Origin of the sequence: Yersinia frederiksenii ATCC 33641 (assembly GCF_000754805.1) — a bacterium.
Lineage (GTDB): Bacteria > Pseudomonadota > Gammaproteobacteria > Enterobacterales > Enterobacteriaceae > Yersinia > Yersinia frederiksenii.
In genome coordinates this window covers 4,401,952-4,418,672 of the sequence record NZ_KN150731.1, presented here as the reverse complement: position 1 = coordinate 4,418,672, position 16,721 = coordinate 4,401,952, and the positions used below count along the sequence as shown (strand labels likewise).

Below are 16,721 nucleotides of genomic sequence, written 5' to 3'. Positions count from 1 at the left end.
GCTTAAAACAAGAGAAAACCCTGTCATCAGGAGATTCAAATGAAAAAAAACCGCCTCCAAAGAAGCGGTTTCATCAGCGAATACTTTATGACTTATTCGCCGGGATTACGGCTACGACCACGTGAAGATGGGCCTGCCGGGCGACGTTGGCCGTCAGCCTGGCTGCGTGGGCGGCTGTTACGGCTATCACCGCGACTGGCTGCACCACCACCATTTTGCGGACGACCTGCGTTGCTACCACGGCCCATACCTGGACGTTGCGCACCACGGCCTTGACGGCCATTTTGAATCGGATCTGCTTTAATGCTTGGGTCCGGCTCATAGCCATCCAGTGCGATACGTGGAATTTCACGTTTCAACAAACGCTCAATATCACGCAGCAGTTTGTGTTCATCAACACAAACCAAAGAGATCGCTTCACCGGTACGTTCGGCGCGGCCAGTACGACCAATACGGTGCACGTAATCTTCCGGTACGTTTGGCAACTCATAGTTAACTACATGAGGTAACTGATCGATGTCCAAACCACGAGCGGCGATATCAGTCGCAACCAATACGCGAATTTTGCCGTCTTTAAAATCAGCCAGTGCACGAGTACGCGCCCCTTGGCTCTTATTACCGTGAATTGCTGCAGCAGTAATGCCGTCTTTATTCAATTGCTCAGCTAAATGGTTAGCGCCGTGCTTGGTGCGGTTAAACACCAAGACTTGCTGCCAATTACCTTCGCCAATCATCTGAGACAATAATTCGCGTTTGCGGTTTTTATCTACAAAATGAACACTTTGTGCAATTTGCTCAGAAGCTGTGTTACGACGAGCCACTTCAACTGAAGCAGGATTGTGCAACAATTTGCTAGCCAAGCCTTTAATTTCATCAGAGAAAGTCGCAGAGAACAGCAGATTCTGGCGTTTGGCTGGCAGTTTTGCCAAGACACGACGGATATCGTGAATAAAGCCCATATCCAGCATGCGGTCAGCTTCGTCCAATACCAAAATCTCAATCTTGGACAGATCAACAGCATTCTGGTGTTCCAGATCCAGCAGACGGCCAGGGGTTGCGACCAAGATATCAACACCACCACGCAATTTCATCATCTGTGGGTTAATGCTAACGCCACCAAATACCACCAGCGAACGCAGCTTCAGGTATTTGCTGTAACTCTGTACGTTTTCGTCAATCTGCGCAGCCAGCTCGCGGGTTGGCGTCAAAATCAACGCACGTACCGGACGACGGCCTTTAATTGGCTGTTGGTTCTGACTCAGTAGTTGCAACAGCGGCAAGGTGAAACCAGCGGTTTTACCGGTACCGGTTTGCGCACTGGCCATTAAATCACGGCCTTCCAGTACCACAGGGATTGCCTGACGCTGAATTGGCGTCGGCACAAGATAGCCCTGCTCTTCAACAGCACGCAGGATGTCGGCGTTTAGGCCGAGAGAATCAAATGACATATTACGAAAAGCTCCAGATCTTCCCAATCCCGACGATATCGTCAGGTGCAGTTTCAAGGGAAGATTATCAGACGAGGTATGAATTGAGGCATTACCACGAGGATTGGCACAAACTGCAGTGCACCATTGCGGCTGATTATAGCAGATGTTTAGCAAGAAAAGGGATATTTACACGTTTCTTAAGATTTTTATTAGCGTAATCATCAGGAATAATGATTTATTACTGATGATTAACCCGCTTCAGATCACAAAAAAAGGGCTTCTGCTCACCGTAACTTTACATACCCATGACAGTGACCTAAAGTTAATCATATGATTGATTAATTATTTGGCTATCTATTTAATATTAACGAAAATGATATTCATTGGATATGGAGCCTATGTCTCATTCTTCAGCACCACCAATACCGACCACGCCCCGTGGTGAACAAGCCCGTCAGCAGTTAATACAAGCCGCGACCGAACTGTTCGGCGAGCAGGGCCTGAAAGGAGCAACCACCCGCGAAATTGCCCAGCGGGCAGAGCAGAATATTGCCGCAATTACCTACTATTTCAATTCCAAAGAAGGTTTATATCTGGCTGTCGCGCAACAGATTGCGGATTTTATTAAGCAGGCCTTCGCGCCACTGGCTCAGGAGATTGATCAGTTTCTCCAGCTCCCCCCCCAAGAGCAAAATCCAGAACAACAGCTACATTATATCCGCCGTGGATTACTAGAATTCAGTCATTTAATGACGCAACCAGAAACGCTGAATATCAGCAAAATAATGGCACGCGAGCAGCTCTCTCCCAGTGATGCATACCTGCTTATACATACCCAGGTTATTGCGCCATTGCACCAAAAACTGAATCAACTACTGGCCGCATTTATTGGCGCTGATGCTAATGCCACAAAAACCATTCTTCATACTCATGCATTAATCGGCGAAGTTCTGGCTTTTCGTATGGGCCGTGAGACGATCCGCCGACAAGCGGGATGGCTGGATATTGGTAAAGCTGAAAGTGAGTTAATTAATCAAGTACTTATCGAACATATTGACCTGCTTCTCTACGGGCTGCGGGCCAAAACATTAGAGTGATGGCATCAATATCAGTAACAGATAGGGAGCATTATGAATCGCAAGAAGATTATAGTGGCCGTCGTGATTGTCGCGTTATTAGCGGCGATAGGTTACGGATGGAGTTATTATCGTCAGCAGCATGATGCATCGTTGACGTTGTACGGCAATGTTGATATCCGTACCGTAAATTTGGGCTTTCGAGTGGCTGGCCGTCTGGCGTCGCTGTCAGTCGATGAAGGGGATAAAATTCAGCCGGGGCAAGAACTGGGTAAACTGGATGATGGCCCTTATCTCAACGCCCTCAAGCAGGCTCAGGCTAATGTGCAAAGTGCCCAAGCGCAGCTGGCTTTACTGAAAGCCGGGTATCGGGAAGAAGAGATTGCTCAAGTCAAATCAGAGGTTTCTCAGCGCGAAGCCGCATTCAGTTATGCTGATAGCTTCCTCAAACGCCAGCAAGGGTTATGGGCAAATAAAGCGACCTCCGCCAACGAGTTAGAGAATGCCCGTACCGCACGGAATCAAGCGCAGGCAAATCTACAGGCATCAAAAGATAAGCTAGCGCAATATTTAAGTGGTAATCGCCCACAGGAAATTGCTCAGGCCGAGGCCAATCTGGCTCAGAGCGAAGCCGAGCTGGCGCAGGCTCAACTGAATCTACAAGACACAACCCTGCTTTCCCCATCCTCAGGTACCGTGCTCACTCGCGCGGTTGAACCTGGCACCATTTTATCTGCCAGCAATACCGTCTTTACCCTCTCGCTGACCGATCCGGTCTGGGTTCGCGCTTATGTGAGTGAACCTCACCTCAACCAAGCCATTCCAGGCACGGAAGTTGAGATCTTTACCGATGGTCGCCCAAACAAGCCTTATCACGGCAAAATCGGCTTCGTATCGCCGACTGCCGAATTTACCCCGAAAAGTGTGGAAACTCCGGACTTACGTACCGACCTGGTTTATCGCTTGCGCATTATCATCACGGATGCAGATGAGTCACTGCGACAAGGTATGCCAGTCACCGTCCGTTTTGCACAACCTTAAGGCGGCATGAGTTATGAATGGAATCCAGCATCTTATTACTTTGGAAGGAGTCGAAAAATCCTTCCCCGGACTGGAGAATCCTGCCGTTGCTAGCCTAACGACGGAGATCCGCAGTGGTGCGGTCACCGGTTTGGTTGGGCCGGATGGTGCCGGTAAAACCACATTATTACGCATGTTGGCAGGCTTGCTAAAACCCAGCCACGGCAAGATGACCGTCGTCGGTCTGGACCCATTGGAAAATGATCGCCAGTTACATTCAATTCTTGGATACATGCCGCAAAAGTTTGGTTTATATGAAGATTTAACAGTAATGGAGAATCTGACGCTGTATGCTGATCTGCGTGGTGTGACGGGTGAAGAACGCCGCCAAACCTTTGAGCGGTTGCTAACGTTTACGGATTTGACCCGCTTTACCGAGCGGCTAGCAGGCAAGCTCTCCGGGGGGATGAAACAGAAGTTAGGATTGGCCTGTACCTTGGTTGGCCAACCCAAAGTGTTACTATTGGATGAACCAGGTGTGGGGGTTGACCCTATCTCACGCCGGGAGTTATGGCGCATGGTGCATGAGTTGGCCAGTGACGGCATGCTTATCTTGTGGAGCACATCCTATCTTGATGAAGCAGAACAGTGCCGCGAAGTATTGCTGCTCAACGAAGGTAAATTGCTATATAGCGGCGCGCCGCAAAACCTGACTCAGCGCATGAGTGGCCGAACGATTTTGGTTGCAGCCCAAACAGGAACCAACCGCAAACTGTTGCAGCATGCTTTGACGCTACCTCAAGTGAGTGATGGGGTGATTCAGGGGAAATATGTGCGGCTGATCCTCAAGCCAGATGTAGATCACAGCCAAGTTCAGTCCCTATTAAATCAGCCCAATGCCGAAGTGATGGAGGCGGAGCCGCGTTTTGAAGATGCCTTTATCGATCTCTTAGGCGGCGGCCCTGCCAGTGAATCCGCACTGGCAAAAATAATGCCTAAAGTTGCAGGCAGTCATGATGAGACGGTGATTGAGGCCCAAGAGTTAACCAAGAAATTTGGTGATTTCGCCGCCACTGATCATGTCAACTTTCAGGTAAAACGCGGTGAAATATTTGGCTTACTTGGGCCGAATGGCGCGGGTAAATCAACGACGTTTAAAATGATGTGTGGCTTGCTGGTACCAAGCTCGGGTAAAGCATTAGTATTGGATATGGATCTGAAGACCAGCTCAGGTAAAGCACGGCAACATTTGGGTTATATGGCGCAGAAATTCTCGCTGTATGGCAACCTGACCGTTGAACAGAATTTGAAATTTTTCTCCGGTGTTTATGGCCTGCAAGGTAAAATCCAGCGCGATAAAATAGCAGATATGACGTCGGCCTTTAATTTCACCCCCATTCTCAAGCAAACACCGGACTCCCTACCTCTGGGGTTTAAACAGCGACTGGCGCTGGCCTGCGCTTTAATGCATGAGCCAGACATTCTGTTTCTTGATGAGCCCACGTCGGGGGTTGACCCACTCACTCGCCGTGAGTTCTGGCTGCATATCAATGGGATGGTAGATAAAGGGGTGACTGTGATGGTCACCACCCACTTTATGGATGAGGCCGAATACTGTGACCGTATCGGACTGGTTTATCGAGGTAAAATTATTGCTGCTGGCACGCCAGATGAGCTCAAGCAGCAAGTCGCCACTGATGAAAATCTTAACCCATCCATGGAAGAAGCATTTATCGGGTTGGTTCAACGCTATGACCAACAAAGTGATGAGGAGCAACAGCCATGACCGAGCCGTCGCGATTACCTATCGATAAATTGCCCGTCAATAAACTAGCGGAAAATGAGGGCGAGGTTTATCAGGACACCGGATTTTCGTGGCGTCGCCTGCGTGCCTTATGCCGTAAAGAGACCCGGCAGATTTTGCGTGACCCCAGCAGCGGGTTGATCGCTTTTGTTATCCCATTGTTGTTACTGTTTATTTTTGGCTATGGTATTAACCTGGATTCCAGCAAACTGCATGTCGGCATTTTAATGGAACAACAGAGCAAACCGGCACAAGACTTGGCCAACGCATTTGCCAGCTCGCCATATATTTCCCCGCAAATCAGTAATAACCGTCAAGCTCTGATTCAGGCAATGCAAGCCGGTAAAATCCGCGGATTGATTGTGATCCCTAATGATTTTGCCGAGCAACTCGCACGGCCAGAGAGCAAAGCACCGATTCAAGTGATTACTGACGGCAGTGAGCCTAATACCGCTAACTTTGTGCAGGGTTATGCCCAAGGAGTATGGCAAATCTGGCAGCAGCAACAGGCGCAAAATTTGGGGCAAACCAATGATCCGCTGATTGAAATCCAGGTCCGTTATTGGTTTAACCCTGCCGCCATCAGCCGTCATTTTATCATTCCTGGGGCCATCACCATTATTATGACGGTAATTGGGGCTATCCTGACGTCACTGGTGATTGCCCGTGAATGGGAACGCGGCACGATGGAGGCACTGCTATCAACTCAGGTCACACGCAGTGAATTGCTGTTATCAAAGCTAATTCCCTATTACGTCCTTGGTATGGTTGCCATGACGCTCTGTATGGCAGTGTCGGTGTTTATCCTCGGCGTGCCTTATCGCGGTTCATTGTGGATATTATTTGTCATAACCAGCCTATTTTTAGCCAGCACACTGGGGATGGGGCTGCTGATTTCGACTATCACACGTAATCAGTTCAATGCCGCCATGATAGCGCTGAATGCAGCATTCTTACCGGCGGTCATGCTTTCGGGCTTTATTTTTGAAATTGATAGCATGCCCGCAATTGTGCGCGCCGTGACTTATATCATTCCTGCCCGCTATTTCGTCAGCAGCCTGCAAACCCTATTTCTGGCGGGAAATATCGGTACCGTTCTGGTGATTAACTTGCTGTTCCTGGTAGCCTCCGCCGCGGTATTTATTGGTCTGACGGCGTGGAAAACACATCGCAGGTTAGATTAAAGGAAGAGAGTAAAATATGTTTCATCGCCTCTATACATTGATTATTAAAGAGTTGCAATCGCTGCTACGTGAACCGCAGACCCGTGCAATATTAATCATGCCAGTGATATTGCAGGTGATCTTATTCCCATTCGCTGCCACGTTGGAAGTTACCAATGCCACCATCGCCATTTACAGTGAAGACAGTGGTAAAGCCTCAGTAGAACTCACCCAACGTTTTGCCAAAGCTGAAGCATTCTCTCATGTACTGCTGCTACACAGCCCACAAGAGATCCGGCCAGTTATTGATAACCAGAAAGCGCTGCTGCTGATCCGCTTCCCAGAGCAGTTCAGTGCTGATTTAGCCAATGGCAAAACTACGCAATTGCAGCTGGTGCTGGATGGACGTAATTCTAACAGTGCCCAGATAGCCGCAAATTACATTCAACAGATTGTACAAGATTACCAACTGGAACTGACTAGCGGCCAAATCAAACCCAACAACAGTGAGTTAGTTATCCGCAATTGGTATAACCCAAATTTGAACTACAAATGGTTTGTTGTGCCATCATTGATTGCGATGATTACTACGATTGGCGTGCTGATCGTAACGTCGTTATCTGTGGCGCGTGAACGGGAACAAGGTACGCTGGAACAGCTATTAGTTTCTCCGTTAACTACCTGGCAAATTTTTATCGGCAAAGCGGTGCCTGCACTGATTGTTGCCACCTTCCAAGCCACTATCGTGTTGTTTATCGGTATATTTTTCTACCAAATTCCCTTTGCGGGTTCGCTGGCGCTATTTTACGGCACCATGCTGCTCTATGGCCTCTCTTTAGTCGGTTTTGGTTTACTGATTTCATCGTTATGTTCAACTCAGCAGCAAGCATTCATCGGCGTGTTTGTGTTTATGATGCCCGCGATTCTGCTTTCGGGTTATGTCTCACCGGTGGAGAACATGCCAATCTGGCTGCAAAATATCACTTGGATCAATCCCATCCGCCACTTTACTGACATCACTAAACAGATTTATCTCAAGGATGCCAGCTTCGATATTATCTGGCACAGCTTATGGCCGCTGCTGGTTATTACCGCCACCACGGGAAGTGTTGCATATGGCATGTTCAGACGGAAAATAGCTTAAAGATTTATAACCGGTTTGCTTGGGTGCAGAAGGGCCAGCTTACTCGGTAGCAACATTGGAAATTAGGTAGCGTGAAATATCAACCAAATCACATTACTAACCCCATTCCAGCCCAAACCCGACCTCAATGCCAAAAAACAAAAAGGACACCAATTTGGTGTCCTTTATCATTTCAAACTACACAACCTAATTTAAGCAGCGTACGGTGGGCAAATCTGCCTTATCGTACCCCTTATAGAGGTAAAATTAACGACGGTTGCCGAAAATCCGCAGCAGCATCAGGAACAAGTTAATGAAATCAAGATACAGGGTCAATGCACCCACGATGGAGTATTTACGGAACCCATCTTTATCATTGGCATCTAACTGCGCACCCATATTTTTCAACTTCTGGGTATCGTAAGCAGTCAAACCGACAAACACCAACACACCGATGTAGGTCACTGCCCACATAAGCGCCGTGCTCTTCAGCCAAATATTAACAATAGAGGCCAACACAATACCGATCAGGCCCATAAACAACATGCTGCCCATACCACTTAAATCACGTTTGGTGGTATAGCCGTAGAAACTCATGGCACCAAACATACCAGCAGCAATCAAGAATGTGCTGGCAATAGAGGAACTGGTATACATGATGAAAATACTAGAGATAGTCAGCCCGGTTAATGCCGAATACAGCATAAACAAGCTGGTTGCCATCGTACCGCTGAGGCGATTTACCATCCCAGAAATAACAAATACCAGACCCAACTGAACAATAATCAGTCCAAAAAAGGTGATCTGGCTGGAAAAGATAAAGTTAAGTACCGCAGGAGTATTCGCTGCGTACCAAGCGACAACCGCCGTTAATAACAGACCACAGGTCATCCAGCCGTATACCTGCGCCATATATGCCTGAATGCCAGAGTTGGCACGTTCGACAATTGAACCATTAGAGCGTGGATAGCGATCCATGGTAGTTACCTTATGCATAAAATAATGAAACAGGCTATCTACTGACAACCCACCGACTCTTTAAGGGTACCACAGAAATACAGTAAACAAGGGAGTAAAAATAGGCATTTAGGAGCAATCTTTACACGGGTTTACGTACAGTTTACCAACGCTTGGCAGCAGTATGGTCGCTGTCCCGTGATTCGACCCAACGCTCGCCCTCGGTAGTCGCTTCCCGTTTCCAGAAAGGTGCCCGCGTTTTCAGATAGTCCATAATAAATTCTGCCGACTCAAAGGCCATGCTGCGGTGAGCACTGGTCACACCGACAAAGACAATCTCATCGCCGGGGAATAGCGGCCCCACCCGATGGATAACAGAAACGCGCTGTAATGGCCAGCGGCTGCGCGCTTCGCCAATAATTTCACCCAGCGCTTTTTCTGTCATTCCTGGGTAATGCTCCAGTGTCAAAGCACTAACATTAGCACCCAGGTTATGATTACGAACTTTGCCCGTAAAGGTCACCACTGCACCGTCTTCATCACATTGCGACAACCAATTATATTCATCACCAACATTGAATAACTCAGGTCCAACACGAATACGGGTATTCTCCATCATCAGCCCCCAGTGACCGGTGGGAAGAAAGCCACTTCATCGCCCGCAACCAGTGGGTGCTGCGCATTAACCAACGATTGATTCACCGCAGTGAGTAATTTGCCCTCTTCTAGCGCCAACTGCCAGCGCTCCCCCCGTTGACTCAGGGATTGTCGCAGAGCATCGACTGTTGGAAATTCCGCAGCCAATTGCAGACGGTCAGTACCTACCAGCTCACGAACTTGAGCAAAAAATAGAATCTCAATCATGAATTCACCTTAAAATCACCGGATTTGCCGCCACTTTTTGCTAACAGGCGAACCGGGCCAATTATCATGTCTTTTTGTACCGCTTTGCACATATCATAAATTGTCAGCGCGGCAACAGACGCCGCTGTCAGAGCTTCCATCTCTACCCCAGTTTTACCGGTTAGACGGCAGCAGGACTCAATACGGACTCGGTTATGCTCTGGCTGTGCTTCCAGTTGAACTTCCACTTTGGTCAGCAGTAGAGGGTGGCACAATGGGATCAATTCCCAGGTTCGTTTGGCCGCCTGAATCCCGGCAATTCGGGCAGTGGCAAACACATCGCCCTTATGATGGCTGCCATCAATAATCATCGCCAATGTCGCGGCGTGCATTTCAACAAAAGCTTCCGCACGCGCTTCGCGTACGGTTTCAGCTTTGGTAGAAACATCCACCATATGGGCTTCGCCAGCGGCATTAATGTGCGTTAGTTGGGTCATAATATTCCTATTCCCTTCGTTCTTGACGTTGCAGGGGTGTTAGCTGCACTCATGCACCCGAATCACTTACCGATGTAAGCTCATCGGGATTTATTCGCTTGCGGCCTACCTGTAACGCCAATAACTTTGGGAATTTCTCCTCACGCTTGACGTTGCAGAGGTTAACTGCCCTCGTACACCCGAATCGCTTACCGATGTAAGCTATCAGCCACCAATAAAAGATAAATTCTGCGTAATGCCGCTATTACCTTGATGCAAGAAATGGGTTTGTTTCTTGGTTTGCAATGCACTCTGAATCCGCGCCATCAACTCATGTTGCTGGTCATCACTGCTTAACAGATCGCGCAATGTAATGCCTTGCTCGCCAAATAAACACAGATGCAGATTTCCCAATGCTGAAACACGTAGACGGTTACAACTGGCACAGAAGTTTTTCTCATAAGGCATGATCAGCCCCACTTCCCCCAGATAGTCTGGGTGATGGAATACCTGAGCGGGACCATCACTGCGCGCGCGATCTTGCTGTTGCCAACCTTGCTGGAGTAATTGCTGGCGAATAGTGTCACCGGAAACATGGTGTTTACGAAATAGATTGCCCCCCTCACCGGTCTCCATCAGTTCGATAAATCGCAGTTGGATAGGTCTGGATTTTATCCAGTGAAGGAATGCACTTAGATTGCGATCATTAACATCCCGCATCAGCACAGCATTGATTTTGACTTTCTCAAAACCGGCATCAAAAGCCGCATCGATGCCTTGCATGACCTGATGAAATTTATCTTGCCCGGTAATGGTATGGAACTGCCGGGGATCAAGGCTATCAACACTGACATTGATTGCCGTCAGTCCGGCCTCTCGCCATTGGGCAGCATCACGCGCTAAACGGTAGCCATTGGTAGTCACTGCCAAGGTACGGATCGCAGGATTTTGCCGGATTGTGGCAATAATATCGGTAAAATCGCGGCGCATGGAGGGCTCACCACCGGTCAGACGGATCTTTTCTGTACCCAGCAAAGCAAAAGCGCGGCTGATGCGGCTTATCTCATCAAGGCTTAGAAAACTTTTTAATCCGTCCGGGCGATAGCCATCGGGCAGGCAATAAGTGCAACGAAAATTGCACACATCGGTAATTGATAGGCGCAAATAATAGAACTTGCGCGCAAACGCATCAGTCAGTTGTACCATAACACCTTTCCAAATACGGGAGATGCAGGCATTTCTACCTCGCACCCTGGTGGCTTAAAGCCACGGCCAGAGCATCATATTGTTAGAAAAACACAACAACGTAGACACTAAGGCTAGGAGTTTATGTTCAGTAACTGTCTTTCCAACAACTTACTGAACCATGGTTAAAAAGTAAAAATTATCGCGACACTCAGTCGCTAAAAACCTCACTTTTCCTAGAGATTCTAACGCTAAAACGACCAGATAGCCAATCACTGTTTTTACGTTATATATTTTAATATACAGCGACTTATGAAACAAAAATCACTGTTATTGAGCTTATTTCAATCCGCACCCAATACTTTGTTTAAAATCACGAAAATCATGGCTTTTATCGCGTTTTAACGGCAAATCCGTTAACTTATGCAGCAATTTCACTATTAGCTACGCTATTAGAGCCAGGCGATACTATTTAGACAGACAGGAAAAATATGCGAAATCGCACGTTAGCGGATCTCGATCGAGTGGTTGCATTAGGTGGGGGCCATGGTCTGGGAAGGGTAATGTCTGCTCTTTCCCCTTTAGGCTCTCGTCTCACCGGAATTGTGACCACGACCGATAATGGCGGTTCGACCGGCCGTATACGCCGTTCGGAGGGCGGTATTGCCTGGGGGGACACCCGAAACTGCCTGAATCAATTGATAACTGAACCCAGCGTAGCCTCCGCCATGTTTGAATACCGTTTTACCGGTAATGGCGAGTTAGCCGGTCATAATCTAGGCAATTTAATGCTCAAAGCGCTGGACCATCTTAGCATTCGGCCTATTGAAGCCATCAATCTGGTGCGCAGCTTGCTGAAAGTGGATGCCTGGTTGATCCCGATGTCAGAGCAACCGGTAGACTTACTGGCAATTGATCATGAAGGGCATCCGGTTTACGGTGAAGTGAATATTGATCAATTGGCACATATGCCGCAAGAGATGCTGCTGTCGCCCCATGTCCACGCAACAAAGGAAGCGGTTGAGGCTATTAGCCAGGCCGATGTTATTTTGATAGGACCGGGCAGTTTTTTAACCAGTCTAATGCCACTGTTACTGCTGGATGATTTAACTCAAGCCTTGCGACGTAGTTCTGCCAGCATGATTTATATTGGTAATCTGGGACGTGAGCTCAGTGTGGCGGCGGCAGCGTTGTCGTTACACGAAAAACTGGCAATAATGGAAAGTAAAATTGGCCGAAAAATTATTGATGCGGCAATCGTAAGCCCGCGTATTGATATCAGAGGTGTAACGGACAGGATTATCGTCCAGCAACCCCTGGAAGCCAAAGATATCCCTTACCGCCATGACCGCGAATTACTGCGTCAGGCTCTGGAAACGACATTGCAACAACTTGGTGGCGCAAGCACAGCTTCGGCATCGATGAGCTAAAAAGATTACTTTTTGGCCTGTTCTTGCAGAGCTGCATTGTTATTCATATGGATGTATAACGCTTCTACTTTGGCCCGCGCCCATGGCGTGCGGCGTAAAAATTTCAGGCTAGATTTAATGCTGGGATCGCTAATGAAACAGTTGATCTGGATGCGGTATGCCAGTTCTTCCCAACCATAGTGCTCCACCAACTTGGTCAGTAACTGCTCCAATGTAATACCGTGCAATGGATCTTTGGATAAGTGGTCGCTCATTATTTATCTCGCGCATTATTCGATGACGATTTTATCAGCCGCACACCTTAATCAGGTTCGGTTGATGCGACAAGCAGAAATTCTTAATTTTTCATATCCATCATTCTGCGGACTCACAAAGTGAGCCGCTGACCATCAAGATATTGCAATAAACTGCTGGCGCAACTGATGAACCTGGTCACGCAATTCAGCTGCTTGTTCAAACTCAAGATTCTGTGCGTGAGTGTACATTTTCGCTTCAAGCTCACGGATTTTCTGATCAAGCGCTTTAGGCGGCAGTGATTGGTAGTTATTGGTATCGGCCACTTTACCACCCCGCCCTTTGCCTTTACCCCGCATAGAAGGCTGGCCCAGTTGCAGAATATCGCCAATCTTCTTGTTGAGCCCCTGTGGAATAATGCCGCGCTCTTCATTGTAAGCTTGCTGTTTTGCCCGCCGCCGCTCGGTTTCGCCAATGGCTTTTTCCATCGAGGCCGTGATTCTGTCGCCGTAGAGAATCGCTTTACCATTGAGATTGCGTGCCGCACGACCAATTGTCTGAATTAAGGAACGTTCAGAGCGCAAGAAACCTTCTTTATCAGCATCCAAAATGGCAACCAGTGAAACCTCTGGCATATCCAGCCCTTCTCGCAGCAAGTTGATGCCTACCAGCACATCAAATTCACCCAAACGTAAATCACGAATAATCTCTACTCGCTCAACGGTATCAATATCGGAATGCAGATAACGTACACGGGCACCATGCTCCTCCAGATACTCCGTCAAGTCTTCGGCCATACGTTTGGTCAATGTGGTGACCAATACGCGCTCGTTAATCGCGGCACGAATGCGGATTTCGGATAGCAAATCATCCACCTGTGTTGCGACCGGGCGAACTTCAATCAGTGGATCAAGTAAGCCAGTCGGACGAACCACCTGATCAACAACCTCACCACCGGATTTCTCTAGCTCATATTTGCCCGGAGTCGCTGAAACATAGATAGTCTGAGGGGCTAATGCCTCAAATTCTTCAAAGCGCATTGGACGGTTGTCCAACGCTGATGGCAGCCGAAAACCATATTCCACCAATGTTTCTTTACGCGACCGGTCACCTTTGTACATACCGCCGATTTGCGGAATCGTGACGTGGGACTCATCAACAATCAGCAAACCGTCGGCTGGCAGATAGTCGAATAGTGTTGGTGGCGCTTCACCCGGCCCACGGCCAGAAAGATAGCGCGAGTAGTTTTCAATGCCAGAGCAATAGCCCAGCTCATTCATCATTTCAAGGTCAAACTGAGTTCGCTGGGTAAGCCGCTGTTCTTCCAACAACTTATTATTGGCAAGCAACACTTTACGCCGCTCTGCCAGCTCAACTTTGATCTCCTCCATCGCCTGCAAAATACGCTCTCGCGGGGTAACATAGTGAGTCTTAGGATAAACAGTAAAACGTGGAACTTCATGCTGTAACTGGCCTGTTAACGGGTCAAATATTGATAGCCGTTCAACCTCTTCATCAAACAACTCAACCCGCAGCGCCCACTCATCAGACTCTGCGGGGAAGATATCAATCACCTCACCGCGTACACGGAAAGTACCGCGCTGAAATACCTGATCATTACGGCTGTATTGCAGCTCTGATAAGCGACGCAAAATTGAGCGTTGATCAATAATCATCCCCTTGGTCAGATGTAGCATCATTTTCAGGTATAAATCAGGGTCACCCAAGCCATAAATAGCAGAGACCGAGGCTACCACCACCACATCCCGCCGCTCCAATAATGCTTTGGTCGCAGAGAGCCGCATCTGCTCGATATGCTCGTTTACCGAGGAGTCTTTCTCGATAAAGGTATCAGAACTTGGGACATAGGCTTCGGGCTGATAGTAATCATAGTAGGAGACAAAATATTCCACCGCATTCTCGGGAAAGAACTCTTTCATCTCGCCATAAAGTTGGGCCGCCAATGTTTTATTCGGCGCTAATACCATTGTTGGACGATTCAAGTCGGCAATCACATTCGCCACTGTAAAGGTTTTGCCCGACCCCGTAACCCCCAACAGTGTCTGATGGGCCAAACCATTTTCCAGCCCTTCTTCCAGTTTACGAATGGCCTCAGGCTGATCACCTGCTGGTTTAAACTCAGAATGTAGTTTGAATGGTTTACTCATGAATTTGCTACCCGCCCGAGAAATGCACACTGTCAGGAGGCTAATTATGAAAGCCCCATAGATTTTTGCCACCGCCATGATACTGGATATAAAACCAGCTTCAAACACTAAAATGTCTTAATTTGCTCAACAGCAACCTTGCTTGCATCGTTACAGTGACATGTTACTTACATTTGCACTCTAAAAGCGTTTTTATCCCCAAGCATTAACATAAACACATTATTGATGGTTAATTGATTAAAGATCATCCATCCATCAAAGTTATAATTTCCGAACGCTTGATTTTAATTAATTAATTGATAAATAACATAATTATTAAAAAGTAGAGAATCCAGACAACAGGAGCCAAAGCCGCGTCCGCTCTCGCTTGTCATTAGTTTTCTATCGCTAATGCACAAGGTTATCCACAGGAATGGTGGATAACTCATCCAAGCCCATGAAGGCCGCGTGTTGGCGAAAAGCACCGCTTAACGAAGAAATATAAACAAACTGGCTTTTTTAGTGTTTTTTTTACATTTTTATTTCACCGCATATTTCAATAAGTACTAAGCATACTATTTGCTAATTCTATAAAGTTGGTCTTCATGTACTGCCACTCAACCACTTTTGACGATTCTATTTTTGCTGCACCATTATTTTCGTTATAGCACTGCTTAAGTGCAACGAAGTACTGTTCACCGCTGTTTCCTGCTATCGCCTTAGCCGTTTTAAGAGACCCTATTGCGTTAAAACCATTTACAGTCCGTTAACATACACATTTTGACTGGGGCCAAGGCAACTTGGCCCAAGAGTTGCTTTATATTTCTGGGAAACAGAGTAATAAAAGGGAAATGCGCTAAAGCAGTGCATAGCGTCTTTTGGCTAAGAATTCCCTATAAGCGGGATGATAAGGGGTAAAAATAGCCGGTTGAAGCCATTTTATGCCTCAATTAGCCAACTTTACCTCAATTTACACTAACAACCATCCGCTAGAGACGTGGTGTTTTATGCTGTACTGCCGCTATCAAGTATGCAGATTTGCTGGTTAATCCTTCACTAGCCGTTACAGAACACCGGGATACCTGTGAACTACTGAGATCGACTGAGGAGAAGCACTGATGCTGAGTTTAACCGCTGTAAATCAATACTATGGCCAGAATCATATCTTATGGGATATCAATCTGGAGCTTCCTCGTGGCCAATGTACTTGCCTGATTGGCCGCAACGGCGTAGGTAAAACCACGTTAATTAATTGCATCATGGGGCACCTGCCAATTAAGAGTGGCACCATGATCTGGCAGCCTAACCATGAACCGCCACAGAACTTGCTACAACAGCCGGTGGAGGGGCGCAATGCGCTAGGCATTGGCTATGTGCCACAAGGACAGCAAATCTTCTCTCAATTGAGTGTCGAGGAAAATATGCTGATCGCCGTGTTAGCAGGGCGACATAAATCACATCATATTCCCGGTTGGGTTTTTGATTTATTCCCCCTGTTATATGACAAACGCAGCCAGCGCGGCGGGGAACTCACTCGGAATCAGCAACAACAGTTGGCTATCGCCAGAGCACTGGTTGCCGAGCCAGAGCTGCTTATTCTTGATGAACCGGGAAGCGGTACATTACCGCCACTCAGTGAAGATATCGGCAATATCTTGTACCAACTCAGCCGTAGCCTGGGTATGACAATATTACTGGTTGAGCACCGGTTACCTTTTATTCAACACGTTGCCGACAGGTTCTGCCTAATGGCAGGAGGGAGAAATGTGGCACAAGGGACATTAGATCAATTGGACGAGAATATGATTATTGAGCATTTGGCCAGTTGATATG

At 47.6% G+C, this 16,721-nt stretch carries 15 protein-coding genes and 1 riboswitch; of the genes, 7 read left to right on the top strand and 8 right to left on the bottom strand.

Going from position 1 to position 16,721, the window contains the following annotated elements:
- Positions 1-92: 92 nt before the first annotated feature.
- A complete protein-coding gene (rhlE, locus tag DJ58_RS02425) occupies positions 93-1,448 on the bottom strand; it encodes an ATP-dependent RNA helicase RhlE (protein WP_004709017.1) in 1,356 nt (451 codons plus the stop codon).
- A 371-nt stretch (positions 1,449-1,819) separates the two neighbouring features.
- Between rhlE and DJ58_RS02430 the strand changes: the two genes are divergently transcribed.
- Genes DJ58_RS02430 through DJ58_RS02450 form a run of 5 tightly spaced genes read left to right on the top strand, consistent with a single transcriptional unit; the run spans position 1,820 to position 7,637 of the window.
- A complete protein-coding gene (locus tag DJ58_RS02430; protein WP_004709016.1) occupies positions 1,820-2,527 on the top strand; it encodes a transcriptional regulator in 708 nt (235 codons plus the stop codon).
- Between the two features lie 33 nt (positions 2,528-2,560).
- On the top strand, positions 2,561-3,547 hold the full coding sequence (hlyD, locus tag DJ58_RS02435) for a secretion protein HlyD (protein WP_032911026.1): 987 nt from the start codon (positions 2,561-2,563) through the stop codon (positions 3,545-3,547).
- 13 nt (positions 3,548-3,560) lie between these two features.
- Positions 3,561-5,312 (top strand): ATP-binding cassette domain-containing protein, encoded by a 1,752-nt coding sequence (locus DJ58_RS02440; RefSeq protein ID WP_004709011.1) that lies wholly within the window; start codon positions 3,561-3,563, stop codon positions 5,310-5,312.
- Positions 5,309-6,514, top strand: coding sequence for an ABC transporter permease (locus DJ58_RS02445; RefSeq protein ID WP_032911025.1), 1,206 nt, complete (start codon positions 5,309-5,311; stop codon positions 6,512-6,514). The genes DJ58_RS02440 and DJ58_RS02445 overlap by 4 nt, the downstream gene beginning before the upstream one ends.
- Positions 6,515-6,530: 16 nt before the next feature.
- Complete coding sequence (locus DJ58_RS02450) at positions 6,531-7,637, top strand: ABC transporter permease (RefSeq protein ID WP_004709007.1); 1,107 nt, start codon at positions 6,531-6,533, stop codon at positions 7,635-7,637.
- A gap of 246 nt (positions 7,638-7,883) precedes the next feature.
- Here DJ58_RS02450 and DJ58_RS02455 read toward each other — a convergent pair whose 3' ends face one another.
- From DJ58_RS02455 to moaA, 5 genes are all read right to left on the bottom strand, one after another.
- Positions 7,884-8,594 carry a Bax inhibitor-1/YccA family protein gene (locus DJ58_RS02455; RefSeq protein ID WP_004709005.1) on the bottom strand — a complete coding sequence of 237 codons (711 nt, stop codon included), beginning with the start codon at positions 8,592-8,594 and terminating at the stop codon, positions 7,884-7,886.
- Between the two features lie 142 nt (positions 8,595-8,736).
- A complete protein-coding gene (moaE, locus tag DJ58_RS02460; RefSeq protein ID WP_032911024.1) occupies positions 8,737-9,189 on the bottom strand; it encodes a molybdopterin synthase catalytic subunit MoaE in 453 nt (150 codons plus the stop codon).
- 2 nt (positions 9,190-9,191) lie between these two features.
- Positions 9,192-9,437, bottom strand: a complete 246-nt coding sequence (gene moaD / locus DJ58_RS02465; protein ID WP_032911023.1) for a molybdopterin synthase sulfur carrier subunit — start codon at positions 9,435-9,437, stop codon at positions 9,192-9,194.
- The gene (gene moaC / locus DJ58_RS02470; protein WP_004709001.1) at positions 9,434-9,913 is read right to left on the bottom strand and encodes a cyclic pyranopterin monophosphate synthase MoaC; all 480 of its coding nucleotides are present in this window, start codon (positions 9,911-9,913) and stop codon (positions 9,434-9,436) included. The genes moaD and moaC overlap by 4 nt, the downstream gene beginning before the upstream one ends.
- Positions 9,914-10,117: 204 nt before the next feature.
- Positions 10,118-11,098: a GTP 3',8-cyclase MoaA gene (gene moaA, locus DJ58_RS02475; protein WP_004708999.1), complete on the bottom strand. Its 981-nt coding sequence runs from the start codon at positions 11,096-11,098 to the stop codon at positions 10,118-10,120.
- Positions 11,085-11,230: riboswitch (molybdenum cofactor riboswitch) on the bottom strand. It overlaps the preceding gene by 14 nt.
- 338 nt (positions 11,231-11,568) lie before the next feature.
- Here moaA and yvcK point away from each other — a divergent pair.
- Positions 11,569-12,507: a uridine diphosphate-N-acetylglucosamine-binding protein YvcK gene (yvcK, locus tag DJ58_RS02480; RefSeq protein WP_032911022.1), complete on the top strand. Its 939-nt coding sequence runs from the start codon at positions 11,569-11,571 to the stop codon at positions 12,505-12,507.
- A 5-nt stretch (positions 12,508-12,512) separates the two neighbouring features.
- Here yvcK and DJ58_RS02485 read toward each other — a convergent pair whose 3' ends face one another.
- Both DJ58_RS02485 and uvrB read right to left on the bottom strand, forming a co-directional pair.
- Complete coding sequence (locus tag DJ58_RS02485; RefSeq protein ID WP_004708996.1) at positions 12,513-12,761, bottom strand: VF530 family protein; 249 nt, start codon at positions 12,759-12,761, stop codon at positions 12,513-12,515.
- Positions 12,762-12,896: 135 nt separating this feature from the next.
- Positions 12,897-14,909, bottom strand: a complete 2,013-nt coding sequence (gene uvrB, locus DJ58_RS02490; RefSeq protein WP_032911058.1) for an excinuclease ABC subunit UvrB — start codon at positions 14,907-14,909, stop codon at positions 12,897-12,899.
- Between the two features lie 1,097 nt (positions 14,910-16,006).
- Here uvrB and DJ58_RS02495 point away from each other — a divergent pair.
- Complete coding sequence (locus DJ58_RS02495) at positions 16,007-16,717, top strand: branched-chain amino acid ABC transporter ATP-binding protein (RefSeq protein WP_004708991.1); 711 nt, start codon at positions 16,007-16,009, stop codon at positions 16,715-16,717.
- Positions 16,718-16,721: the final 4 nt, after the last annotated feature.